General features: G+C 68.0%; 21 protein-coding genes. 7 read left to right on the forward strand and 14 right to left on the reverse strand.

Translation table 11 applies throughout. The annotated features are described in order from the left end of the window. The first annotated feature begins 11 nt into the window (after positions 1 to 11). The 4 genes from ABD116_RS12900 to recQ are packed head-to-tail and all read left to right on the forward strand — an operon-like array spanning position 12 to position 4234. Positions 12 to 1040 (forward strand): SAM-dependent methyltransferase, encoded by a 1029-nt coding sequence (locus ABD116_RS12900; RefSeq protein WP_343968436.1) that lies wholly within the window; start codon positions 12 to 14, stop codon positions 1038 to 1040. Positions 1041 to 1074: 34 nt separating this feature from the next. Further along, entirely contained in the window at positions 1075 to 1917 is an 843-nt protein-coding gene (locus ABD116_RS12905) for an AraC family transcriptional regulator (protein WP_343968439.1), read from the forward strand. Beyond that, on the forward strand, positions 1914 to 2360 hold the full coding sequence (locus ABD116_RS12910; protein ID WP_343968442.1) for a VOC family protein: 447 nt from the start codon (positions 1914 to 1916) through the stop codon (positions 2358 to 2360). Before ABD116_RS12905 ends, ABD116_RS12910 begins: the two co-directional genes overlap by 4 nt. A 26-nt stretch (positions 2361 to 2386) precedes the next feature. Beyond that, positions 2387 to 4234 (forward strand): DNA helicase RecQ, encoded by a 1848-nt coding sequence (recQ, locus tag ABD116_RS12915; protein WP_343968444.1) that lies wholly within the window; start codon positions 2387 to 2389, stop codon positions 4232 to 4234. Positions 4235 to 4310: 76 nt separating this feature from the next. On the opposite strand, the gene ABD116_RS12920 is transcribed toward recQ, so the two are convergent. Together ABD116_RS12920 and ABD116_RS12925 are read right to left on the reverse strand one after the other, a co-directional pair. Further along, positions 4311 to 5597, reverse strand: coding sequence for a DUF2254 domain-containing protein (locus ABD116_RS12920; RefSeq protein ID WP_343968446.1), 1287 nt, complete (start codon positions 5595 to 5597; stop codon positions 4311 to 4313). A gap of 80 nt (positions 5598 to 5677) precedes the next feature. Continuing rightward, a complete protein-coding gene (locus tag ABD116_RS12925) occupies positions 5678 to 5923 on the reverse strand; it encodes a hypothetical protein (RefSeq protein WP_425552086.1) in 246 nt (81 codons plus the stop codon). A gap of 174 nt (positions 5924 to 6097) precedes the next feature. On the opposite strand from ABD116_RS12925, the gene ABD116_RS12930 reads away from it, so the two are divergent. Next, positions 6098 to 6817 (forward strand): class I SAM-dependent methyltransferase, encoded by a 720-nt coding sequence (locus ABD116_RS12930; RefSeq protein ID WP_343968450.1) that lies wholly within the window; start codon positions 6098 to 6100, stop codon positions 6815 to 6817. On the opposite strand, the gene ABD116_RS12935 is transcribed toward ABD116_RS12930, so the two are convergent. From ABD116_RS12935 to ABD116_RS12950, 4 genes are read right to left on the reverse strand one after another with little or no spacing between them, the layout of a single operon-like run. Beyond that, entirely contained in the window at positions 6786 to 7955 is a 1170-nt protein-coding gene (locus ABD116_RS12935; protein WP_343968452.1) for a serine hydrolase domain-containing protein, read from the reverse strand. The two genes, ABD116_RS12930 and ABD116_RS12935, sit on opposite strands and share 32 nt — an antisense overlap. Positions 7956 to 8014: 59 nt before the next feature. Then, positions 8015 to 8407, reverse strand: a complete 393-nt coding sequence (locus tag ABD116_RS12940; RefSeq protein ID WP_343968455.1) for a DUF1801 domain-containing protein — start codon at positions 8405 to 8407, stop codon at positions 8015 to 8017. Then, a complete protein-coding gene (locus ABD116_RS12945) occupies positions 8407 to 9276 on the reverse strand; it encodes a LysR family transcriptional regulator (protein ID WP_343968457.1) in 870 nt (289 codons plus the stop codon). The genes ABD116_RS12940 and ABD116_RS12945 overlap by 1 nt, the downstream gene beginning before the upstream one ends. A gap of 28 nt (positions 9277 to 9304) precedes the next feature. Next, positions 9305 to 9667: a VOC family protein gene (locus ABD116_RS12950; RefSeq protein WP_343968459.1), complete on the reverse strand. Its 363-nt coding sequence runs from the start codon at positions 9665 to 9667 to the stop codon at positions 9305 to 9307. Positions 9668 to 9795: 128 nt separating this feature from the next. Here ABD116_RS12950 and ABD116_RS12955 point away from each other — a divergent pair, with 128 nt between their 5' ends. After that, positions 9796 to 10329, forward strand: a complete 534-nt coding sequence (locus tag ABD116_RS12955; protein ID WP_343968461.1) for a dihydrofolate reductase family protein — start codon at positions 9796 to 9798, stop codon at positions 10327 to 10329. Here the strand turns inward: ABD116_RS12955 and ABD116_RS12960 are convergent. The 8 genes from ABD116_RS12960 to ABD116_RS12995 form a co-directional block, all read right to left on the reverse strand. Beyond that, entirely contained in the window at positions 10322 to 10765 is a 444-nt protein-coding gene (locus ABD116_RS12960; RefSeq protein ID WP_343968463.1) for a hypothetical protein, read from the reverse strand. The genes ABD116_RS12955 and ABD116_RS12960 overlap by 8 nt on opposite strands. Positions 10766 to 10847: 82 nt before the next feature. Continuing rightward, positions 10848 to 12761, reverse strand: a complete 1914-nt coding sequence (locus ABD116_RS12965) for a DUF3352 domain-containing protein (protein ID WP_343968464.1) — start codon at positions 12759 to 12761, stop codon at positions 10848 to 10850. 46 nt (positions 12762 to 12807) lie between these two features. Further along, a complete protein-coding gene (locus ABD116_RS12970) occupies positions 12808 to 13437 on the reverse strand; it encodes a hypothetical protein (RefSeq protein WP_343968466.1) in 630 nt (209 codons plus the stop codon). A 22-nt stretch (positions 13438 to 13459) separates the two neighbouring features. After that, positions 13460 to 17008 carry a DNA polymerase III subunit alpha gene (gene dnaE / locus ABD116_RS12975; protein WP_343968468.1) on the reverse strand — a complete coding sequence of 1183 codons (3549 nt, stop codon included), beginning with the start codon at positions 17006 to 17008 and terminating at the stop codon, positions 13460 to 13462. Between the two features lie 131 nt (positions 17009 to 17139). Beyond that, on the reverse strand, positions 17140 to 17781 hold the full coding sequence (locus tag ABD116_RS12980; RefSeq protein ID WP_343968470.1) for a Type 1 glutamine amidotransferase-like domain-containing protein: 642 nt from the start codon (positions 17779 to 17781) through the stop codon (positions 17140 to 17142). Positions 17782 to 17783: 2 nt separating this feature from the next. Beyond that, positions 17784 to 18692, reverse strand: a complete 909-nt coding sequence (locus ABD116_RS12985) for an RluA family pseudouridine synthase (RefSeq protein ID WP_343968812.1) — start codon at positions 18690 to 18692, stop codon at positions 17784 to 17786. A 20-nt stretch (positions 18693 to 18712) separates the two neighbouring features. Further along, complete coding sequence (gene lspA / locus ABD116_RS12990) at positions 18713 to 19327, reverse strand: signal peptidase II (RefSeq protein WP_343968472.1); 615 nt, start codon at positions 19325 to 19327, stop codon at positions 18713 to 18715. Beyond that, positions 19300 to 19755, reverse strand: coding sequence for a TraR/DksA family transcriptional regulator (locus ABD116_RS12995; RefSeq protein ID WP_343968476.1), 456 nt, complete (start codon positions 19753 to 19755; stop codon positions 19300 to 19302). Before ABD116_RS12995 ends, lspA begins: the two co-directional genes overlap by 28 nt. Positions 19756 to 20420: 665 nt before the next feature. On the opposite strand from ABD116_RS12995, the gene ileS reads away from it, so the two are divergent. Beyond that, complete coding sequence (gene ileS, locus ABD116_RS13000; RefSeq protein WP_343968478.1) at positions 20421 to 23576, forward strand: isoleucine--tRNA ligase; 3156 nt, start codon at positions 20421 to 20423, stop codon at positions 23574 to 23576. Positions 23577 to 23772 lie beyond the last annotated feature (196 nt).

Genomic DNA, 23772 nt, shown 5'->3' on the forward strand with positions numbered 1-23772 from the left:
ATCCTGTCCTCGTGAGCACCCTTGACGCGGAAAACCCACTGGAACGCTTCGCGCTGGCCTCGGCGGCCCGGGAGTCGCTGGCCGCCTGGACCACCGGCGCGCAGGTCCTGACCCTGATCACGACGCTGCGGGACCGTGGCTGGACGAAGTACCTCGCCGAGCCGCGCGACCTCGAGACGCTGGCCGAGTTCTCCGGCCTGCCGCCGGCCCGGCTCGCCGACATCTTGTCGGTGCTGGAAGCGAACGGCATCGTGCGGCAGCAGGATGGGACCGTTCAGCTGACCCGGCCGTTCGAGGCACTGGCCGCGGACGACTCCTACATCGGGCTGGACGAGCTGCTCGACCACTCCGAGGTGATGTCCCGGCTGATCCGTACGGCGGCCGAGGGTCCCGGACCGCTGCCGTTGACCGAGCCCGATGCCCTGGTCGTCGCGCGCGCCCTCGGCGGAAAAGCCACCACGGTCACCCGGACCCTGTACGAGCAGAGCTTCCTGCCGAAACTGCCTGAGGTGAGCGAAGCAATCCGTGCCGGGCGCTGGCTCGACGTCGGCTGTGGTGTCGCCGGAGCGACGCTGACGCTGGCCACTCTGCTCCCCGAGTTCCGGGCGGTGGCGATCGAACTGGTTCCTACCGTGGCCGCTGAGACTCTGCGCCGGGTGAAGGAGCACGGCGTGGCCGACCGGGTCGACGTCCGCTGCATGGACGCGCGGGACTTCGACGAGCCGGCCTCGTTCAGTGGCGCGTTCTGGGCTCAGCCCTTCTTCCCCGAGCCCACCCGGGCGGCGACGCTCGCGGTGATCCTGCGCTCGCTCAAGCCCGGTGGCGTGCTCGTCCTGCAAGAGATGGAACCGCCCGAGCCCGATGAGTCCGACCGGCCCGCGTACTCCCTGCGGAAGCTGGTCGCGCAGGGTCAGGAGGTGCCGTTCGCCCGGTCCGCGGAGGACCTGGCGGCCGAGGCCGTCGCGGCCGGCTTCGAGTTGGTCCGGCTGGCACCGACGGACTTCGGCCGGATGATCCTGGTGCGGCGGCCGCTGAGCTGAACTTTTTGTCCACGGCCGGCTTTAGCCTGGGCAGATGGAGGGCTTCGAGTACCACGTGCGCAGGGCGCATCCCGCCCTGCGCCCGTACCTCGGCGACCTCACCGGCTATGCGTACCGGGGTGCGCCTCTGGAGCTGCATCGCGGCCTGCCCTCGCGGTACCTCACGATCGTGATCAGCCTGGACGAGCCGCTCGGTGTCGCCTGGCCGGACGAGCCGGTGGAGAAGTTCCAGACCCTCGTCGGCGGGCTGCACTCGACCGCAGTCCGGATCGCCGACTCCCCCAACGTGGCCGGCATCCAGCTCGCGCTCACGCCGGCCGGGTCGCGAGCGCTGCTGGGGCTGCCGTCGGGTGAGCTCGTCACCACGATCATCGACCTCGACAAGCAGCTCGGAATGCCGGCACAGGAGCTCGGCGAGCGGCTTCGCGCGACGCCGCACTGGCATGAGCGATTCGACCTCGTAGAGCGGCTGCTGCTCGAGGCGTGGCGGGACGAGCCGATCGGCGCGCCACGGGCCGAGCTCGGCTGGGCCTGGCGACGGCTGTGCGAGACGGCGGGCGGCATCGGCGTACAGGAACTGGCTCAGGAGGTCGGGTGGAGCCGACGGCATCTGACCGAGCAGTTTCGTGCGGAGTACGGATTGGCGCCGAAGGTCGCATCACGGGTCCTACGGTTCGAGCGGGCGGTCCGCTGGTTGAAGGCGAAACCGCAGACCAGGTTGGCGGATCTCGCGGCTGATCTCGGGTACGCCGATCAAGCACACCTCACTCGCGAATGGCACGCGATCGCAGGGTGCTCGCCGCGGCAATGGATGCTCGAAGAGCTCCCATTCGTCCAAGACGACGCGCGGACCGAGGTCGCAGAGTCGGGGGTATGAACACGACGACGAACGACACCGTGATCGGGGTCTGGCCGACGCTGGTCTACCGCGACGGCCAGGCCGCACTGAAGTTCCTCACCGAAGGGCTGGGGTTCACTCTGGCCGCCTCGTACGCCGGGGTCGCCGAGGGCTCGATCTCGCACGCCGAGCTGGCCTGGCCGGCCGGTGGTGGCGTGATGGTCAGCTCGGTCGACCGCAACGCCGAGCCGAACGAGTTCGACCACTTCGCCGGGCAACGGCAGTCGGTCTATTTGGTCTGCGAGGACCCCGACGCGGTGTGGCCCAAGGTGATCGCGGCGGGCGCGACCGTAGTACGGGAGAGGCGTTCCGAGGACTACGGGTCGTACGGATTCAGCGTGGCTGATCCGGAGGGCAATGTGTGGAGCATCGGGACCTATCGCGGTGAGATCGGCGCGTTGTCCACAGGGGGCCAGCAGTGACTGCGGGAACTCCGTAGAATCGCCGGGTGACAGAGACGAGCCAGCCGCTGGACGACACCTCGAGCGAGGCCTTGCAGGTCTTGCACCGAGTGTTCGGGTACGACTCGTTCCGGGGTGAGCAACAGGACATCATCGAGACCGTCGTCGGCGGTGGTGACGCCCTGGTGCTGATGCCGACCGGTGGTGGGAAGTCGCTCTGTTACCAGATCCCCGCCCTGGTCCGGTCGGGCGTCGGGGTGGTCATCTCGCCGTTGATCGCATTGATGCAGGACCAGGTCGACGCGCTGACGGCACTCGGCGTCCGGGCCGGCTTCCTCAACTCGACGCAGGACTACGAGCAACGGCGCGAGGTCGAGCAGGCGTTCCTGTCCGGCGATCTCGACCTGCTCTATCTGGCGCCCGAGCGGCTCCGGGTGGAGGCGACGACGCGGCTGCTCGACCAGGGCAAGATCGCGCTGTTCGCGATCGACGAGGCGCACTGTGTGTCGCAGTGGGGGCACGACTTCCGGCCCGACTACCTGATGCTGTCGCAGCTGCACGAGCGCTGGCCCGACGTACCGCGGATCGCGCTGACCGCCACCGCGACCGAGGCGACGCACGCCGAGATCGCCACCCGGCTGAACCTGAAGTCGGCGAAGCACTTCGTCGCGAGCTTCGACCGGCCGAACATCCAGTACCGGATCGTGCCGAAGGACAGCCCGCAGAAGCAGCTGCTCGATCTGCTCCGCACCGAGCACGCCGGCGATGCCGGCATCGTCTACTGCCTGTCCCGCAACAGCGTCGAGAAGACGGCGACCTTCCTCACCCAGAACGGCATCGAGGCCGTCCCGTACCACGCGGGTCTGGACAGCCGGGTCCGCGCGAAGAACCAGTCGCGGTTCCTGCGCGAGGACGGGCTGGTGGTCGTCGCGACGATCGCCTTCGGGATGGGCATCGACAAGCCGGACGTCCGGTTCGTCGCGCACCTCGACCTGCCGAAGTCGGTCGAGGGCTACTACCAGGAGACCGGCCGGGCCGGCCGTGACGGCCTGCCGTCGACCGCCTGGCTGGCGTACGGACTGCAGGACGTCGTCCAGCAACGCAAGATGATCGACACCTCCGAAGGCGACGCGGCCCACCGTCGCCGGCTCGGCACCCACCTCGACGCGATGCTCGCGTTGTGCGAGACGGTTCAATGCCGTCGGCAACAACTCCTCGCGTACTTCGGGCAGACCGGTGAGCCGTGTGGCAACTGCGACACCTGCCTCACCCCGCCGGAGTCGTGGGACGGCACCATACCGGCGCAGAAGCTGCTCTCGACCGTCTACCGGCTGCAGCACGAGCGCAACCAGAAGTTCGGCGCCGGCCAGGTGATCGACATCCTGCTCGGCAAGACCACCGACAAGGTCAAGCAGTTCCGGCACGACGACCTGACCGTCTTCGGTATCGGCACCGAGCTCAAGGACACCGAGTGGCGCGGCGTCATCCGCCAACTGCTCGCGCAACGCCTGCTCGCGGTCGAGGGCGACTACGGCACGCTGCTGCTCACCGAGGACAGCGCCGAGGTGCTCGGCCGCCGCCGCGACGTGATGATGCGCCGCGAGCCGGAGCGGGCCGCCCGATCCAGTTCGCGGTCCAGTGGCGGCAAGAAGAAGGCCGTTGCCGACCTCGCTCCGGAGGCCGAGCCGATCTTCGAGCGGCTGCGCGCTTGGCGTGGCGCGGTCGCGAAGGAGACCGGCGTACCGGCGTACGTGATCTTCCACGACGCGACGCTGCGGCAGATCGCCACCGACCTGCCGGGCAGCCTGGCCGAGCTGGGCAAGATCAGCGGCGTCGGCGAGAACAAACTCGCCAAGTACGGCGAGGGCGTACTGGAGGCGCTCGCCGCAGAGTAAGCGGCCGCGATCGCCTGCCCACTACCGGGCCGTTCATCGCGGTCGGCAAGCAGCAGGTCGACCTGCCCGGTCATTTCTAGGCTGAATCAGCGACGGTGACTGGGGCTTGGGGTTCGAGGTCGGGTCCTGAACCGATGCCCTGCTGGTCGGGGGTGAGGGCGGCGTCTTGATCGGGTCCGTCGTCGAACTGATGCTTTACGGCGGCGGTCAGGAGGTCGATTTGGCGGTCGAGGGGCGGCTGGCGGTCGAGTGGTGCCACGGTTTTCAGGTCGGTGAGGGCGGCGAACAGCCGGCGTGGGATCTGGGGTGAGGCGGCGCCGGCCAGGCGGAGTTCGTCGAAGACGAGCCGTACGTAGCCTTCCCAGCTGAATACGCGCTCGATCAGGCGGACGTCGCCCGCCGCGTCGCGGTGGCGGCCGGTGGGGAAGGTTCGGGTCGCGAGCTGGCGCAGGCTGTCGTGGAGCCGATCGATCACCATGACAGCGGTGGTGGGGTCGTTGAAGGGCGTGGCGATCCCGCGCTCGGCGATGTCGACGAGTTTGCGGAAGCCGTAGGCGGGGTCGTCGGAATGGGTGCGTTCGGCCGCGAGGACGACGAGGTCGGCCAGGTACTCGCGGTCGAGGCGGACGGGGTGTCCGTGGATCCGGAACAAGGGCGCTCCCGCGGGCACGAAGTCACCCATCATCGGGACCAGCTCGAGCACGCTGTCGGCTTCCTGGGCGGCGGCGACCAGGGCGGGGTAGTCGAGCTGGACCACGATTCCTGGTTCAGGCGACACCACGAGGTCAGGCGGGATCGACACGACCTCGTCTGATGGATAGAGCCGGTCGATCTGTTCGTGGAGGTCGTCGCCGACCAGGTCGATCAAGCCGGCGGCGCGCAGCGAGTCCCCGGCGTGGTGGATGTAGAGGAACAAGGCGGCGATGCTGCCGAGCATCAGCAGGTAGGCCACCAGGACCGTCAGCCCGGGTACCGTGCCGTCGCCGATGGCGTCCACCTCTCGCAGCGCGAGCATGGCGAAGGTGAAGGTGGCGGCGAACAACCCGTACGCGAGTTGGCCGGCGCGATCCTGTAGCAGGGCTCGCACGATCCGCGGTGAGAACTGCCCCATGGCGAGCTGCACGGCCACGGTGGTGACGGTCAGCACGAGTGTGGTCAGCGTGACCATCGCCGATGCGATCGTGCCGAGGATCGCCGACACCGCGTCGGGCTTGCCGGTGATACTGATCGGGATGAGCCGGTCGCCGACGGCACGGTCGATCGCCACGGTGATCAAGGACAGCAGAATCGCAGCCAGCACACAGAGCAGCGGAACGATCCACATCTCCACGCGCAAGCGGTGGCGGGCGCGCAGCGACAGCATTGACGATTCCTCTCAGTGGGCGAGCTGAGTGCCCTTGCCGAGACGCAGGCCGAACCTCTGTCCGGCCCGCGTCCGCGGGATCAGGCCGGAAGCTTCGACGCGAGGATGTCGACGTTCTCGATCGCGGGTGCCACGGTGAACAGCTCGTCAGCGCGCTTCCCGAGCGCGGTCCCCACGCCGCCGGCCAGGTGCGCCTGCCGGCCGGCATCGTCGGGGAACACGTCGAAGATGCCGAACGTGGACGCGTCGAACTGGACGGCGAACCAGGCCCGGGTATCGGGCTCCTCCTCGACGATCGCCTGCGCGTCGGTCAGGAACTGAGCCACCTCCGACTCCTTACCCGGTCTTGCGTGTACGCGGAGCAGCAGGCCGACTCGTACCATGATTCTTCCTCAGAACTGGTGTTCGCTGGTGCCCGGCACCATCGGCCGGCCATGTACGTTCTCCAACGGAGAACAACCCCTGGTACCCAAAAGGTGCACGAACATGCATGGACGAGCATGAGCAATCTGACGAGTTCGTACGACGAGCTGGCCGACGCCTACCACGCGACCATCGATCCGGACGGTGCCGGCCTGGACGATCCGACCTTCGACGAGCTGGTGGGTGATCCCCGCGGCCAACGGGTCGCGGCGGTCGCCTGCGGGCAAGGACGGGAGGCGCGCCGGCTGGCGGATCTCGGCGCGCAGGTGGTCGGCATCGACGCCTCCGCGCCGTTGCTGGCCCATGCCCGGTCACTCGAACAGCAGACCCCGCGCGGGATCGAGTACGTGCACGGCAACGCGCACGACCTCCAACCGCTCGCCGACGCCTCGTTCGACGGCGCCGTCTGCTACATGGCGCTGATGGACATCCCCGAACTCGAACCGACACTGCGATCGGTCGCCCGCATCCTCAAGCCCGGCGGTTGGTTCGTGGCCGCGATCATCCACCCCTGCTACAAGCCGCCCGCCCACGGCGAACTGATCGACCACATCGAAGGCACCTACCGCCGGATCGCCGGCCGGTACTTCGAAGAAGGCCCGCACAACAGCCCGACCCGCTGGGAGATCCTGCCGCGGGTCTCCTACCACCGGACGCTCTCCACCTACATCAACACTCTCGTGGGTTCAGGGCTGCAGATCGAGCGGACGGCTGAGCCGGTGGGCAACACACCGGTCTGGAAGGAGGCCGCCCAGGTGATCTTCTTCAGCTGCCGAGCAGCGGCTGCAGAGCGGTGATCAGTTCGGTGACCACGCCCTCCGGTTGCTTGTTGCCGTCAGCAAGGATCACGGCGACGGAGACCTTGCGGGACGGGACGGTGACCAGCAGGCTGGTGTAGTCGGGCAGTACGCCGCGGTGCCCGTACGCCGTACCGATGCCGTAGATCTCCGAGAACAGCATCGTCCCGAGGCCGTACTCGCCGTCGCCGGCCGTCATCTGCTGGACCAGGTCGGCCGGTACGACGCGATCGCCGTACAACTCATATCCCCAGCGGGCCACGGTCGGCGCGTCGGCGGCGAGGCCGGCGTTGGCGGCCGACAGGCTCGCGACCGCGCGGCATGGTGTGTACCCGTCGACAGCTTTCCCGCAGACCGGGTTGCGGTCCTCGGCGAGCGGGGCGGCCGGCTTCTGGCCGTCCTGGAAGGCGGCGCGCTGCAACCCGGCTGGCTTGGCCAGGTCGCGGGTGAGCACGGTCGCGAGCGGTTCGCCGGTCACCTTCTCGATCAGCATGCCGAGCAGGACGTAACTGGGATTGCTGTAGTCGTAGCGGACGTCCGGTTTCGTCGGCTCGGCCGTGTCGTAGGAGAGCGCCTGCTCCGGCGTCCAGTGTTTGCCGGGCGCGGCTTTGATCGCGACGTCCATCTTGGCGTAGTCGTCGGCCAGGAAGTTCGGTACGCCGGAACGCATGCTGAGGTGTTGCCGCACGGTCGCGTTGTTGGCGGTCAGCTTGTGCTTCAGGTACTGCGACAGCGGGGCGTCGAGGTCGACCTTCTCGGCCTTCGCGAGCAGCATCACCTCCGAGGCGACGAAGGTCTTGGTGATGCTCGCGACGCCCATACTCGTCTGCGGGGTGAGCGCAGTACCGGCCGCGTCCTTGCCGGCCGCGCCCGACCAGATCCACTTGTCAGTCACCACTGCTGCGGTGACGCCACGGGAGCCCGACTCGGTCGACGGATCGCTGATCACCTTCGCCAGCACGGCCTGCAAGGCCGCCGCCTTCGCTGGGTCGAGCACGGTCGTCGCTGGGTCGGGCAGCATTTGCCCGCCGGCGTCGGTGAAGGTCGAGTTCGGCGCCGGTGACGAGTTGCCGTCCGGCGAGCAACCACCCACCAGCACAGCCATCGCCACCGCGAACACCACCCCAGTCCTCACCATCAACAGATCGTCTCGTGCCCCGAGGGTCACGTCGAGGCCCGATCGGGCAGCCCCTTGGGCTAGGCGTTCTTGAGTTTGCGCCAGCCGCCTGCGCGGTTGTTGGCGATGATCTGGCGGAGCATCGCGGTCAGGGCGGGCTCGTTGATCGGGTCGTTCTCGTGGAGGGAGATCATCCGGGCGGTCTTGTTGTCGTGGCCGCCGGTGATGATGCCTTCCGGGTCGGGGACGATCGCGCCGTCGTACAGGAAGATGTTGACGTGCGTCTTGGCGGCCAGCAGCGCGCAGACGTTGCCCTGCAGCACGAAGTACGGCTGGACCGTGCGCTTGATCGTCTCTTCGAGTTCGGGGTCGGCCGCGTGCACGAGGTCGCGCACACGGTGGCAGATCTCCTGCTGCCAGTCGGGCAGCTTGTCGATGTACTCGTCGACCCGCGGGTCCTTCTCATAGCTCATCAGGTGCTCCAGGTGAGTCCGATCGCGATCTCCGCGAAGTCATGGATGGTTCGGGCCCGCCGGCCGGCGCTCCAGGCCAGGCAGACGTGGTTCGGGCCGATGTCCTCGATCGGCACCGCGACCACGTCCGGGCGGGTGTAGAAGCTTGCGGTGGAGAGTGGCAGCACCGAGATTCCGTTGCCGGCAGCAACGTGCTCGAGTTTCTCCTCGACGTTGTGGAAGACCGGTACCCGGCCTGGCCGCCGTTCCCGGAGCTCGACGGCGATGTCGCGCCACTCCGGTACGGCGTCCGGGTCCTGCAACAGGTGATCGTCGGCGAGGTCGCTGATCCGCAGCGACGACTTGCCCGCGAGCCGATGGTCGGTGGGCAGCATGACCACCCGCGACTCCTCGAACAGCGGGCGGACCGTCAAACCCTGCTGGTCGATCGGCAGCCGGACGATGCTGACGTCGGCGCGGCCGTCTCGTAGTACCTCGACCTGGTCGTGCCACGACGTCCGGAGCAGCTCGATCGTCAGCTCCGGGTACTGCTTGGTGAACGCGCGCACCGCCGTCGTGACGGTGATACCCGGCATGAACCCGATCGTGAAGGTGCCCGCCGGCCGCGCGGCCCGAACCACCCGGACCCGGGCCGCCTCGGCCGCGGCGAGCAACGGACGGCCGTCCTCCAGCAACTGCCGGCCGGCCTCGGTCAGCTCGGTCGCCCGCTTGGTACGGACGAACAGCAGGACCTTGAGCTCGTCCTCCAGCGCCCGGATCTGCCGCGACAGCACCGGCTGGGCGATGTGCAACCGCTCCGCCGCGCGGCCGAAATGCAGCTCCTCGGCCACCGCGACGAAGTACCGGACCTTGCGCAGATCGACGTCCATTACGCCACCTCCTGATACCTGCAGGGTATTACTCCTGGGTCAGGTAGAGCCGGTTGCCGTCCTGGTCGGTGAAGGTGAACATCGGCGGCACGCCCGGCCAGGAGATCAGCTCGCTCGTCTCCACGCCCTGCTCGCCGAGCGCCGCGTGGGCAGCCGCGGCATCCGTCGTGGCGAGCCGGATGCCTGTGTCGACGCCGGTGTCCGACGCCTGTAGCAGCGCGATGGTGGTGGTACCGCCCGGCAGACCGACGACGAGCCAGCGGCCGCCGAGCTGTGGCAGCGGCGCGTCCCACAGCTTCTCGAAGCCCAGCTTCCGCTCGTAGAACTCCAGCGCCCGGTCCTGGTCGCTGACGGGGATCGAGATGGTCCGGACTGCGGTGATGTGAGGCATTTTCTGGTCCTTCCTAGGTGTCTTTACCCCTAGGTAGAGACTGCTTGCCGGATTTCGACACGATCCACCGATGAGTTTTCGCGGGCTCGCTCGTCTTGATGGTCAAACCCCACCAAGGAGGCGGAACGATGGCGAAGGTCCTGTACCACGTGACGATGTCCCTCGACGGTTTCATCGCCGGCCCGGAGCACTCGATGGAGTGGATGAAGGCGGCCGGCAGCGGCCCTCAACCGGAGGGCATGGAGGTGGCGAAGACGTCAGGCGCCGCGCTGGCCGGGCGGAACGGGTACGACGCCGGGCGCCGGGTCGGCGGCGAGCTGTACGGCGGCGCCTACGACGGACCGATCTTCGTACTGACCCACAACCCACCCGCCGACGAGCCGAACCCGGCGTACACGTTCGTCAGCGGCGACATCCGCCCAGTCGTCAAGACCGCCCTGGAGGCGGCTGACGGCAAGGACCTGCTGATCCTCGGCGGCACGGTAGCCGCCCAATGCATCGAAGCCGGCCTACTCGACGAACTCTTCATTCACATCGCCCCCATACTCCTCGGCCAGGGCATCCCACTGTTCCGCAGCACCGGCCCGCTCGTTTCTCTCGAACCGATCTCGATCACCCAGGTCGGCGCATCCGCCAACCTCCGCTACCGCGTCCTCACCTGACCTCACCCGGCGGCACCTCATTGAGATAGGCCTCAAGGTCCGGCTCACCGGTGAGCAGGTGCCGAACCCAAGCAACCCGCTCATTCTGAGCGAGCGCCAGCTCCCAGACGCAGCCGGTCGCGAAGGCGGGCATGGGTGTGATGGCGGTCGGCTGGTCCAGTGGCGACCGGAAGTACGCCAGCGAGAGGTCTACGTCGCTGCTCCACCAGTAGATGAGCAGGAAGTTCGCTGGGCGGGCGCGGTGAGCGATGACGAACGCGGCTCGGCCTTGGGAGTCGGCCGGCAGGGTTGCTTCTGCGAACATACGTGCGGCCTGCAGCAGTACAGGGTCTGGTTCTCCTTCAACCGCCAAGCCGTAGAGCTTCGTCGGCCAAGTACCGAGCATCTCCACGCCATAGTGCGTGACGGGACGTGGGCTGTGGCTGGCTGGCTGCATCCAGCCAGGGTGCATTGTTCGAGGGTCTTGAACGACAAAGCCCGGACAGCCGCTGGGGCTGTCCGGGCTTTGTGGGGTTGGGTTACTTGGCTACGACCCGCAAGGTGAATTCGCCTTGGCCGTCGCCGGTTACGCGGCTGGTCAGGCCGGCGGAGCGGAGGGCGGCGTAGTCCTTGTCGCGGCCGATCTCCTCATCCAGCGAGCCGATCGAGGCGAAGTCGACGTAGCCGACCAGCACGGCGCCGGACGTGTCGGGGACCGCCTGCTTGAAGCTCTCGGACTGGCCGAGGTTGCCGCCCTTGAGGACCTGATCGGCGTAGTCCTGATCGGTGGCGATGACGAGCGTCTTGTCGTCCTTCGCCTTCTTGATCGGGATCTCCCCGACCGGCGAGTGGGTCTGGATCAGGTCGGTCACCTTGTCGACGACCGCCTCGGCCTTGGCCGGGTCGGTCTCGATCCGGGCGGCGATCTTCGGGCCGTTGCTGCTGTCCTTGTCGACCGCGACCGACAGGTTCTTGCCCAGCAGCGGCTTCAGGTCGTCCGGCAGGACCAGCCCGTACTCCTCGGTGAAGCCCTTCGTCAGCTCGGGCAGGTTGAGGCCCGCGCCGGACTTCTCCAGTTGCTTCCAGACCGTGTCGACCAGGTTGGCGCCGTCGGACAGCGTCAACGCGGCGGCCGTGGTGTCGGGCAGCTTGGCGATCTGGTCACCGGCGTTGGCCGAGTTGACCTTGATCGACTTGTCGCCGCGCGCGATGCCCTTCAGCTCGACGTACTGCGAGTCGAACCGCAGCGCCGCGGCCGCGCTCCCCTCCGGCAGCGCGGAGCTCTCCGAGGCCATCCCCTTGGGAGCCAGCGCCGACAGCCCCTTCAGGTCCGCCCACATCGAGACGAAGCCCTGCTCGCCGAGCGCGTCCATGTCGGCCTTGAAGGTGGCGTTCTCGGACAGCGGGCTGTCCTTGCCGGCGGCAACGGCCGCGTCGACGGTCGCCTGGTCCTCGGACAGCAGCACGTAGCCTTCGGTGAACACCCGGCCCGGCTTCTTGTCCTCTCCTGCGAACAACTTGTCCAGCCCGGCGTTCGCCTTGTCCTCGTTCTTCACCTCGACCGCGACGATCGCGTCCGGCTCCTCGCCGTCCTTGCCCGGCACCGCGGCGGCACCCGCGCGGTCACCCAGCCACGGCTTGATGTCCTTGTCGAAGTCGACGTCGGCCAGCTCGTCGTCGGAGTCCTTCTTGATCAGGTCGAACAGCTTCTGGCGCAGATCGTCCTTGTCGCTCGTCAGCCCGATCTTCTCCTTGGCCGACGGGAACTTCAGCATGAACCGGACGGCGGCGACCTTCTGGCCGGCCGACGGGTTCAGGTCGACCCGCGCGTAGGCAACGGCGTTGCCCGGCAGCACGTCTGCCGGCTGCCCGCCACCAGCGAGCTTGCCGTAGGCGAAGATGCCACCACCGGCGACTACTGCGACGACCGCGACCCCTGCGATCAGCGGGATCAGCTTGCCGCGCTTCTTCGGCTCAGGCTGCCACTCCATGGTCTCCGGCGAACCGTACGGCGGTTGCCCGCCACCGCCATACCCCTGCTGCGGGTAGTCCGGCGACCCCGGCTGCGGCCACAACTGCCCACCCTGCGGCGGCTGCTGTCCGTACTGCCCCGGCTGCGCCTGCCCTGCGCCGTACTGCGGCTGCCCGGCCCCGTACTGCGGGCCCTGCGGCTGCTGCCCGTACTGCGGGAACGGCTGCCCCTGCGGCGGCTGCTGACCATACTGCGGGCCCTGCGCCGGCGGCTGACCGTACTGCGGCCCCTGCGGCGGCTGTCCTGGCTGGCCGGGCTGCGACCCGCCGTACGGCGCGCCCTGCGGCGGCTGGCCGCTATAGCCTGGTTGCTGGCCCTGCGGAGCGTACGGATTGTGCTGCGGCTGGCCGCTGTATGGCCCCTGCCCGCCAGCGGCACCCGGGTGGTGCCCGCCGGTCGGCGGATTGGTGTCGTCAGACATATGCCCCCCTCACGTCGCCGGTAGCCTCACCACCGGCCGAAACAGGCTAATGCACCTGCGGTGACGATTCTGACGCGGCAGATACCGATCCGGTTGCAACAGGATCTGCACGCCAGGTGGAGGCGGCGATGATGGCCGCGGCGAGCGCTGCGCCCACCAGCCAGGCGGCCAGCGGTGTCCAGGTGTGCAGCTCCAGCGGAGCGTCCAGCAGATCCCCCGGCTTGGCCGTCTCCAGCCGCGCCTGCAGCGGGTCATGCCCGAGCAACATGCCGACACCCCAGGCGACCCCGGAGCCCAGCGCCGACCCGAGTACGACGATGCTGACCGCCCACGGACCGTAGTTGCGCAACCACCAGAACAGCAACGCGCCCAGCACCAGGGCGGCCAGGAACCCGATCGCGGTGAAGGTGCCGTCAGGTCCGAAGACCTTCGTCATCTGCTCCTCGCCGAGCGACCCGCCGTTCTCGTCCACCGTGTACTGCGCGAGCGGCGAGAACTGCTGCCACGCCCACCCCGCGATCGCCCCGGCGACGAGGAACACCCCGATCGTCACCGCGATCGCCCGGCTCCACGGCAACTTGGGTTCCTCAACCACTACCGGCGTACCGAAGGGCGCTTGGCCATAGCCCTGTCCGTACGCTGACGGACCGAGCGGGTTCTCAACTGGCTGACTCACGTGGCAAGTGTTGCAGGTCCCGCTAGCCGGCCAGGCACGACGGGCCCAGCAATGCCTTCAGGTCCGCCATCAGCGACGAGGTCGGGGTCACCCGGAATCGGTCGCCGATCCGCATCACCGTCGTCTTCTGCCGCGCCTGCAACCGCAACTGCACCTCGGTCATGCCCGGGTGCGACTGCAGCACGTCGCGGAGCTGATCGACCACCGGCGGCGTACACCGGTTGACCGGCATGGTGATCACGACCGGGCCGCTCGGTCCCTCGGTCAGGTCGGGCACGGAGACCTCGTCACCGCTCAGCTCGACCCGGTCCTCGCGCCGGCGGATCCGGCCCTTCATCAAGATGATCGCGTCGTTGCTCAGCAGGTGCGCGTGCAACTGGTACGCCGAGGAGAACATCATCACCTCGATCGAACCCTCGAGGTCCTCGATGGTGACGATCGCGTAGATGTCACCGCGCTTGTTCACCTTGCGCTGGACCGCGGTGACCAGACCGCCGATCGTCACCCTGCTGCCGTCCGGCCGGTCCTCGTCGGCGAGCAACTGGCCGATGGTGCAGTCGGTGCCGTTGGTGAGCACGTGCTCGACGCCGAACAGCGGGTGGTCGGAGACGTACAGGCCGAGCATGTCCCGCTCGTGGGCGAGCTTGGTGGCCTTGTCCCACTCCTCGATCTCGGGCACCCGGACGGTCAGCCGGCTGTTGCCGTCGGCCTCGGTCTCGTCGTCGTCGCCCATCGAGAACAGGTCGAACTGGCCGTGCGCCTCGTTCCGCTTGAGGTCGATCGCCTCGTCGACGGCCTGCTCGTGCACCGCGACGACCGCGCGCCGGGCATGACCCATCGAGTCGAACGAGCCGGCCTTGGCCAGCGACTCGATCACCCGCTTGTTGCAGACCGGCAGCGGCACCTTGTCGATGAAGTCGACGAAGTCGGTGAACCGGCCCTCGGACTGGCGGGCCGCGACGATCTCGGCCACCACGTTGACGCCGACGTTGCGGATCCCGGACATGCCGAAGCGGATGTCGGTGCCGACCGGGGTGAAGTCGGAGTCGGACTCGTTCACGTCCGGCGGCAGCACCTTGATGCCCATCCGGCGGCACTCGTTCAGGTAGATGGCCATCTTGTCCTTGTCGTCCTTCACGGACGTCAGCACAGCGGCCATGTACTCCGCGGGGAAGTTCGCCTTCAGGTACGCGGTCCAGTACGAGACCAGCCCGTACGCCGCCGAGTGCGCCTTGTTGAACGCGTAGTCGGAGAACGGGACCAGGACGTCCCAGAGCGCCTTGATCGACTGGGCGGAGAAGCCGTTGGCCTTCATCCCCTCGGAGAACCCGACGTACTCCGCGTCGAGCACCTCGCGCTTCTTCTTGCCCATCGCCCGGCGGAGCAGGTCCGCCTTGCCGAGCGTGTAGCCGCCGAGCTGCTGGGCGATCGCCATGACTTGCTCTTGGTAGACGATCAGCCCGTACGTCGTCCCGAGGATCGGCTCCAGCGCGACCGCGAGCTCGTCGTGCGGGTAGCTGATCTCCTGCTGCTTGTTCTTGCGCAGCGCGTAGTTGGTGTGGCTGTTCGCGCCCATCGGGCCGGGCCGGTAGAGCGCGCCGACGGCCGAGATGTCCTCGAAGTTGTCCGGCTTCATCAGCCGCAGCAGCGCCCGCATCGGGCCGCCGTCGAACTGGAAGACACCGAGCGTGTCACCGCGGCCGAGCAGCTCGAAGGTCGGCTTGTCGTCGAGGCTGCGGCCGAGCGCGTCCAGGTCCAGCTTGATCCCGCGGCTGGCCTCCACGTTCTTGACCGCGTCGTCCATGATCGTCAGGTTGCGCAGACCCAGGAAGTCCATCTTGACCAGGCCGAGCGTCTCGCAGCTCGGGTAGTCGAACTGGGTGATGATCTGGCCGTCCTGGTCGCGGCGCATGATCGGGATCAGGTCGATCAGCGGCTCGCTGGACATGATCACGCCGGCCGCGTGCACACCCCACTGGCGCTTCAGGTTCTCCAGGCCGCGGGCGGTGTCGACGATCTTGCGGACGTCGGCGTCGGCCTCGTACAGCTGACGGAACTCGCCGGCCTCGGAGTACCGCTTGTGCTGCGGGTCGAAGATGCCGGACAGCGGCACGTCCTTGCCCATCACGGCCGGCGGCATCGCCTTGGTGATCCGGTCGCCCATCGCGAACGGGTAGTCGAGCACCCGGCCGGCGTCCTTGATCGCCTGCTTGGCCTTGATCGTGCCGTAGGTGACGATCATCGCGACCCGGTCGTCGCCGTACTTCTCGGTGACGTAGCGGATCACCTCGGGGCGGCGACGGTCGTCGAAGTCGATGTCGAAGTCGGGCATCGACATGCGCTCGGGGTTGAGGAAGCGCTCGAAGATCAGGCCGTGCTGGAGCGGGTCGAGGTCGGTGATCCGCATCGCGTAGGCGCACATCGAGCCGGCGCCGGAGCCACGACCGGGGCCGACCCGGATGCCGTTCTCCTTGGCCCAGTTGATGAAGTCGGCGACGACCAGGAAGTAGCCGGCGTACCCCTTCGAGGTGATGACCTCGATCTCGTACTCCGCCTGCTTGCGCACGTGGTCGGGGACCCCGGCGGGGTACCGCTTGTGCAGGCCGGTCTCGACCTCGGCGACGAACCAGGACTCCTCGTTGTGGCCCTCAGGGCAGGGGAAGCGCGGCATGAACCGGCCCTCGCCCTCGGTGAAGCTCACGTCGCACTGCTCGGCGATCAGCAGTGTGTTGTCGCAGGCCTCCGGGTAGTCCTTCCAGACCTCGCGCATCTCGGCCGCGGTCTTCACGTAGAACTCGTTGGCGTCGAACTTGAACCGGTTCGGGTCGGACAGGGTCGAGCCGGACTGCACGCAGAGCAGCGCCGCGTGCGCGACCGAGTCCTCGGGCTTGGTGTAGTGCAGGTCGTTGGTCGCGACCAGCGGCAGGCCGAGCTCCTTGGCCAGCCGCAGCAGGTCGCCCTGGATGTCGCGCTCGATGCCGAGCCCGTGGTCCATCAGCTCGCAGTAGTAGTTCTCTTTGCCGAAGATGTCGCGGAACTCGGCGGCCGCCTTGATGGCCTCGTCGTACTGCCCCAGCCGGAGCCGGGTCTGCACCTCGCCGGACGGGCAGCCGGTGGTCGCGATCAGGCCCTTGCCGTAGGTCTGCAGCAGCTCGCGGTCCATCCGGGGCTTGAAGTAGTAGCCCTCGAGACTGGCCAGCGACGACATCCGGAACAGGTTGTGCATGCCGCCGGTGTTCTTCGCCAGCAGCGTCATGTGCGTGTACGCACCGCTACCCGAGACGTCGTCGCGGCCGGAGTTCGCATCGCCCCACTTGACCCGCTTGCGCTCGCTGCGGTGGGTGTGCGGCGTCAGGTACGCCTCGACGCCGATGATCGGCTTCACGTCGTACTTCTTCGCGGTCTTCCAGAACTCGTACGCCCCGAAGACGAATCCATGGTCGGTGGTCGCGATGGCCGGCTGACCCATCTCCTGGGCCGTTTTGAACAACTCGTCGATCCGCGCGGCGCCGTCCAGCATCGAGTACTCGGTGTGCACATGTAGATGCACGAAACTGTCGCTGGACGCCATGTCTTCGCAGACCTCCCAGAGGCGTGAATGAGTGGAACTGCGCCAGCCTATGCGGGGCCATGGACAGTCTTTGAATCGGCTCACCGAGGGCTGGACTCAGCGCCCGATATCCGTTCGTGGACGACACCACTTCACACCAGTTCGCGCCGCTGTCCGTCCACCACGAGCGCCTGCCCGTCACGCATCTTGAGGTGCCTGACGCCGCTGCGTTCGTACAGCTCGACGACCTTCTCCAGCAACTCCGTCTCCGGGTGTCCCGGCGAGTTGAGATGCGGCACGATCGCCTCGTCGAGCACCCCGAGGCCGTCCCAGACCACCTCGCCGTCGACGTCCCCGACGGGATCACACAGCTCCAGCCCGCGCAGGCTCGGGGCCAGCACGCAGCAGCCGGCGCTGTACCCCGCGTAGACGACGGTCTCCGAGGTGATCAACCCGGGCAGGATCAGATCTGCGCCACTGGTGGCCATGGCGGCCCGGAGTACGAAGACGTTGCCGCCGCGGACCCATAGACCGTCGTACTCCGCGAGGCGCGCGCCGAGGTCCTGGCCGGCGCGGGCGCCGCGTTCGGAGTACGAGCGCAGGTCCAACTCCTCGGGGCGCAGTCCGAGGTCGCGGAGCCAGGTGAGCTCGGCGGCGACTTCGTCGCGGCGTACCGCGGGATCCTCGGCGTCGATGGCGTTGCAGATGACTGCGACCCGGCCGGCCTCCGGGAGTAGGGCGACCAGGTGCTCGGGGTGGTCGCCCAGCCGGAAGGAGGACAGGTACAGCTTCATCGCTACTGGTCGGCGGCGAGTTTGTTCAGTGCGTTGTCGAGGTCGGCCGGGTACTCCGAGGTGTACTCGACGTACTCGCCGCTGCCGGGGTGGGTGAAGCCGAGGCGCATGGCGTGGAGCCATTGGCGGGAGAGCTCGAGGCGTTCGGCCAGGACCGGGTCGGCGCCGTAGGTGAGGTCGCCGGCGCAGGGGTGGCCGATGGCGGACATGTGGACGCGGATCTGGTGGGTCCGGCCGGTCTCCAGGGTGATCTCGAGGAGGGTGGCGAAGCGGAACGCCTCGAGCGTCTCGTAGTGGGTGACGCTCGGTTTGCCGCCGGCTACCACGCCGAACTTGTAGTCGTGGTGGGGGTGGCGGTCGATCGGGGCGTCCACGGTGCCGGTGAACGGGTCGGGGTGACCCTGGACCAGCGCGTGGTAGATCTTCTTGACCGTGCGCTCCTTGAAGGCGCGCTTGAGCACGGTGTAGCTGTACTCCGTCTTCGCGACCACCATCAGGCCCGACGTACCGACATCGAGGCGGTGGACGATGCCCTTGCGCTCGGCCGCGCCGCTGGTGGAGATGCTGAAGCCGGCGCCGGCGAGGTGGCCGATCACGGTCGGGCCGGTCCAGCCCGGTGACGGGTGGGCGGCGACTCCGACCGGCTTGTCGACGACGATGATCTCGTCGTCGTCGTGGACGATGCGGAGATTGTCGACGGTCTCCGGTACGACGGTGATCTCACCCGGCGGCGCTGGGAGCTCGACGTCGAGCATGACCCCGGCGGAGACGCGGGCGGACTTCAGCGCCGGCGAGCCGTCCATCTGGACCAGGCCGGACTCGATCATCTCGGCGGCCTTGGTCCTGGAGACCCCGAAGAGGCGGGACAGTGCGGCGTCGAGCCGCTCACCGGCGAGGCCGTCGGGAATCATCACCGTGCGTGCGTCGCCGCTCACTTCTTCCCCATATCTTTCGTACCGTCCAGCCGGATGCCGCGCAGGGTCTGGATCACCAGCAGGATCGCCGCCGAGGTCACCGCCATGTCCGCGACGTTGAAGATCGCCCAGTGCGGCGTCTGCAGGAAGTCGACCACATGCCCGTGGAACGGCGACGGCTCCCGGAACACCCGGTCCGTGATGTTCCCGATCGCCCCGCCGAACAGCAGCCCGAAGGCCACCGCCCACCCGATGGACCCGAGCTTGCGCGACAGGTACACCACTCCGACCGCCACGATGATCTGAATCGCACTGATCACCGGCGTCAGATTCGACCCCAAACTGAAAGCCGCTCCCGGATTCCGGATCAGATTGAACTTGAGCAGAGAGCCGATGACATTGACCGGCTCCCCCGGCGTCAGATGATGCAGAGCCAGCACCTTGGTCAACTGATCCAGCCCAAGCACCAGCAGACCGACCGCGGCGAACAGGCCGATCAGTCGAGGGGAACGGGACGGCGAGGAACCGGCCGACTCGAGGTCGGCCGGTTCCGGCTTGGGGTCTGGTGAGTCGTCCGCTGGCAGGTCGGACGGTTCGGGGTTGCTCAGCGGCGTTCTTCGCGTTCTTTGCATGACACGCACAGTGTCGCACGCGGGAACGCCTGCAACCGACCCTTGCCGATCGCCTTGCCGCAGCTCTCGCAGACGCCGTAGGTGCCGTCGTCGATCCGGGACAGCGCCCGCTCGATCTGGTCGAGCATGTCGCTCGCGTTCCGGGCCAGCGACATCTCGTGGTCGCGCTCCAGCGTCGTCGACCCGACGTCGGCCTGGTCGTTGCCGGCCCCGTCGCCACCGTCGCGGAGCAGCCCGACGATCTCCTGCTCGGCGTCGCGGATCTCTTCCTTCAGGTGGATCGCGTCGGCCTCCAGCTCACCGCGCAGCTCCTCCATCTCGGCCGCGGTCCACGGCGTCTCGCCGTCCTTGACGGTGAAGTTCTCGGCCTTCTTCGCAGGCACCTTGGCCGGTGCAGTCGCCGGACTGCGGTTCTCGTTCGTCTTCATGGCCACCCTCTTCGTCGGAGTCTGCTTGGCAGCGGCCTTCTTCGCTGAAGGCTGGTTGGCCGGTGCCTTCGTGGCGACCGGTTCGGCGGATTGCGCGGCACTCTTCGAGGCCGCGGCGGGACGTCTGGGGGCGGACTTCTTCGGAGCCGATGTAGCCATGGTCGACTACCCCCTGCCTTCGTCGGAGACTGAAGCGGACTGGTCGCAAGACAGTAGGTCACGTGAAGGCCACGTGCCAGCCCGACGCGCAGACCGTGGACATACGGTAGTCGGTTCTTCAAGCCCACTCGATGTTCCGCGCGTCACAGCCGCGTCTCGGAGCTTCTTCAGGCAAGCAATTGCTTCAGTTTCGGCACCGTCTCAGCAACCCGCACGAGCATTGTGGGGGACGGATCCCGTCCTGACCAGCGATTAACGATTCGTAGCCGGATGGTACGGAGTCGTACACTGGCCCGGCACACCGCAAGGCAGTGATGGGGCGATCACCCCGGAGCCGCCGGAAGAACGGTCCATCACGGACTCACTAGACCCGGCAGCGGAGCGTAACGAAGTGGGCAGGTCCCCAGGGACCGGCCAAGGAGGGTGGTACCGCGGAGCCCGGCGACGACGCCGAGGCCTCGTCCCTTCGTCCGGCAGGCACGACGCTCGACGAAGGAACGAAGGAAATGGCGGAGAACCCCACCACCAACGGTTGGCTACAGATCCCGGCGCAGGTCGATCTGCCGGCGATCGAGCGCGACGTGCTCGCGCACTGGGACGAGCAGGACACCTTCGCGAAGAGTCTCGAGCAGACTGCCGGCGGTGAGCCGTGGACCTTCTTCGAGGGCCCGCCGACCGCGAACGGCATGCCCGGCACGCACCACATCGAGGCGCGCGTCTTCAAGGACGTGTTCCCGCGCTACCGGACGATGAAGGGCTTCTCGGTCGAGCGCAAGGCCGGCTGGGACTGCCACGGCCTGCCGGTCGAGGTGGCGGTGGAGAAGGAGCTCGGGTTCAGCGGCAAGAAGGACATCGAGGCCTTCGGGATCGCCGAGTTCAACGCCAAGTGCCGCGAGTCGGTACTCCGGCACGTCGACGCCTTCGCCGACCTGACCACCCGGATGGGCTACTGGGTGGACATGGAGCACCCGTACCGGACGATGGACCCGGAGTACGTGCAGTCGGTGTGGTGGTCGCTCAAGCAGATCCACGACAAGGGTCAGCTCGTCGAGGACTACCGGATCACTCCGTACTGCCCCCGCTGCGGCACCGGCCTGTCGGATCACGAGCTCGCCCAGGGCTACGAGACAGTCATCGACCCGTCGGTCTACGTCCGCTTCCCGCTCACCTCTGGCCCGCTGGCCGGCAAGGCGTCGCTCCTGGTCTGGACGACGACCCCCTGGACGCTGGTGTCCAACACGGCTGTCGCTGTGCACCCGGACGTCGACTATGTGGTCGCCACCGACGGCAACGAGTCGCTGGTCGTGGCTGAGCCGCTGGTGAGCGCGCTGGGCGAGGGCTGGACGGTCACTGACCGGTACGTCGGACATGACATGGAGCACTGGACGTACCAGCGGCCGTTCGAGCTGGTGGAGTTCACTGAGGCGGCGCACTACGTAGTACTGGCCGACTATGTGACCACTGAGGACGGTACTGGTCTGGTGCACCAGGCTCCTGCGTTCGGTGCCGACGACCTCATCGTCAGCCGCGCCTACAACCTCCCTGTGGTCAACCCGGTCGAGTCGGACGGCACGTTCAAGGCTGACGTGCCGCTGGTCGGCGGGCAGTTCTTCAAGAAGGCCGACGAGGACCTGGTCAACGACCTGCGCGACCGCGGCGTCCTGTTCAAGCACGTGCCGTACGAGCACCCGTACCCGCACTGCTGGCGCTGCCACACCCCTGTCATGTACTACGCGCTGCCGTCCTGGTACATCCGCACCACCCAGGTGAAGGACGCACTGCTCCGGGAGAACGAGAAGACCAACTGGTACCCGGACTCGGTCAAGTGGGGCCGGTACGGCGACTGGCTGCGCAACAACATCGACTGGGCCGTCTCCCGCTCCCGCTTCTGGGGTACGCCGCTGCCGATCTGGCGCTGCGCCGACGACCACCAGGTCTGCGTCGGCTCGCTGGCCGAGCTCGGCGAGCTGGCCGGGCGCGACCTGAGCGCGACCGACCCGCACCGGCCGTTCGTCGACGACATCACCTTCGCCTGCCCGACCTGTGGCGAGGAGTCGACGCGGGTCGCCGAGGTGATCGACGCCTGGTACGACTCGGGCGCGATGCCGTTCGCGCAGTGGGGCTACCCGTGGGCCGAGGGGTCGCAGGAGAAGTTCAAGAAGTCGTACCCGGCGGACTTCATCTCCGAGGCGATCGACCAGACGCGTGGCTGGTTCTACACGCTGATGGCGATCGGCACGCTGGTGTTCGACGAGTCGTCGTACCGCAACGTCGTCTGCCTCGGGCACATCCTGGCCGAGGACGGCCGGAAGATGTCCAAGCACCTGGGCAACATCCTCGAGCCGATCCCGCTGATGGACAACCACAGCGCCGACGCGGTGCGCTGGTTCATGGCGTGCTCCGGCTCGCCGTGGAAGGCGCGCGGCATCGGGCCGAACGTGCTCAACGAGATCGTCCGCAAGGTCATGCTGACCTACTGGAACACGGCCGCCTTCCACGCCCTGTACGCCCGGTTGGCCGACTGGTCACCGACGGCTGCCGCTCCCCCGGTGGCCGAGCGCTCGGTGCTCGACCGGTGGCTGGTCAGCGAGACGCACCGGCTGGTCCGCGACACGGACGAGGCGTACGCGGCATACGACACGCAGAAGCTCGGCGCTCTGATCAGCCAGTTCGTCGACGTGCTGTCCAACTGGTACGTACGCCGCTCGCGCCGCCGCTTCTGGGCGGGCGATGCCGGCGCACTGGCCACGCTGCACGAGACGCTCGACGTGCTGACCCGGCTGATGGCGCCGCTGACCCCGTTCGTCACCGAGCGGGTCTGGCAGGACGTGTTCCGCCCGGTCACGCCGGGGCTGGCGGAGTCGGTGCACCTTGCCGCTTTCCCGTCGTACGACGCCTCCGTGATCGACGACCGGCTGGCGACGCACGTGTCGATGGCTCGGCGGGTTGTCGAACTCGGCCGGTCCGCGCGGGCCGAGGCGAAGGTCCGTACCAGGCAGCCGCTCGGCCGCGCGCTGGTCGGGTCGGCCGCGATCGCCGATCTGGACGACGAGCTCCTCCGCGAGATCGCCGAAGAGCTCAACGTCGGCACGGTCGCGCCGCTGTCGTCGGCCGGCGAGGACCTGATCGACTACTCGGCGAAGGGCAACTTCCGCGAGCTCGGCAAGCGCTTCGCCAAGCAGACCCCGGTCGTCGCGGCCGCCATCGCTGCTGCCGACGCCGCGGGTCTGGCCGCGGCGCTCAAGGCCTCCGACACGGCGACCGTCCTGGTCGACGGCGAAGAGGTCCAGGTCAGCGCCGACGAGGTGCTCTTGTCGGAGCGGCCGCGGGAGGGCTGGTCGGTGGTGAACGAGCAGGGCGAGACCGTTGCCCTCGACCTCGAAATCACCCCCGAGCTGAAGCAGGCCGGCCTCGCTCGCGAGGTGGTCCGGACGTTGCAGGAGGCCCGCAAGAACTCCGGCCTCGAGGTCTCCGACCGGATCACCGTCTGGCTCACCAGCACGGACTCGGAGCTTTCCGATGCCCTCGGCAAGCACGCGGACGAGATCGGCCGCGAGGTCCTGGCCACCACCCTCACCCAGGCGGCTCCCCCGGCAACGGACGCCCTGACCACCGGAACCGACGACGACCTGGGCCTGACCTACTGGCTCACCAAGGCCTGACGCGACGATCGGGGTAACCGGGGTTGCCGATACGCCAGCCGGCCACTGACAGCTCTTCGGCCCGCCGACGTCAGCATCACGCCGGCGGTACAAGAACCCGCCGGCGAACGGCGTTCCTTCGGCCGCTGACGCCCTACAGGTCGCCAGCGGCCGAATAACCCGCCAGCCGGCGCCCGATCAGGCCGGATCAGGCCGG

This window comes from Kribbella koreensis (assembly GCF_039525325.1).
Lineage (GTDB): Bacteria > Actinomycetota > Actinomycetes > Propionibacteriales > Kribbellaceae > Kribbella > Kribbella koreensis.

Coding starts and splice junctions, on each gene's coding strand:
- ABD116_RS12985 (WP_343968812.1), bottom strand. CDS start 18,692: ATGATTCCCGACGGCCTCGCCGGTGAGCGGCTCGACGCCGCACTGTCC.
- ABD116_RS12960 (WP_343968463.1), bottom strand. CDS start 10,765: ATGCAGCCAGCCAGCCACAGCCCACGTCCCGTCACGCACTATGGCGTG.
- ABD116_RS12965 (WP_343968464.1), bottom strand. CDS start 12,761: ATGTCTGACGACACCAATCCGCCGACCGGCGGGCACCACCCGGGTGCC.
- ABD116_RS12995 (WP_343968476.1), bottom strand. CDS start 19,755: ATGAAGACGAACGAGAACCGCAGTCCGGCGACTGCACCGGCCAAGGTG.
- ABD116_RS12945 (WP_343968457.1), bottom strand. CDS start 9,276: ATGGACGTCGATCTGCGCAAGGTCCGGTACTTCGTCGCGGTGGCCGAG.
- ABD116_RS12920 (WP_343968446.1), bottom strand. CDS start 5,597: ATGCTGTCGCTGCGCGCCCGCCACCGCTTGCGCGTGGAGATGTGGATC.
- ABD116_RS12935 (WP_343968452.1), bottom strand. CDS start 7,955: ATGGTGAGGACTGGGGTGGTGTTCGCGGTGGCGATGGCTGTGCTGGTG.
- ABD116_RS12905 (WP_343968439.1), top strand. CDS start 1,075: ATGGAGGGCTTCGAGTACCACGTGCGCAGGGCGCATCCCGCCCTGCGC.
- ileS (WP_343968478.1), top strand. CDS start 20,421: ATGGCGGAGAACCCCACCACCAACGGTTGGCTACAGATCCCGGCGCAG.
- ABD116_RS12930 (WP_343968450.1), top strand. CDS start 6,098: ATGAGCAATCTGACGAGTTCGTACGACGAGCTGGCCGACGCCTACCAC.
- ABD116_RS12950 (WP_343968459.1), bottom strand. CDS start 9,667: ATGCCTCACATCACCGCAGTCCGGACCATCTCGATCCCCGTCAGCGAC.
- lspA (WP_343968472.1), bottom strand. CDS start 19,327: ATGCAAAGAACGCGAAGAACGCCGCTGAGCAACCCCGAACCGTCCGAC.
- dnaE (WP_343968468.1), bottom strand. CDS start 17,008: ATGGCGTCCAGCGACAGTTTCGTGCATCTACATGTGCACACCGAGTAC.
- ABD116_RS12940 (WP_343968455.1), bottom strand. CDS start 8,407: ATGAGCTATGAGAAGGACCCGCGGGTCGACGAGTACATCGACAAGCTG.
- ABD116_RS12980 (WP_343968470.1), bottom strand. CDS start 17,781: ATGAAGCTGTACCTGTCCTCCTTCCGGCTGGGCGACCACCCCGAGCAC.
- ABD116_RS12910 (WP_343968442.1), top strand. CDS start 1,914: ATGAACACGACGACGAACGACACCGTGATCGGGGTCTGGCCGACGCTG.
- ABD116_RS12955 (WP_343968461.1), top strand. CDS start 9,796: ATGGCGAAGGTCCTGTACCACGTGACGATGTCCCTCGACGGTTTCATC.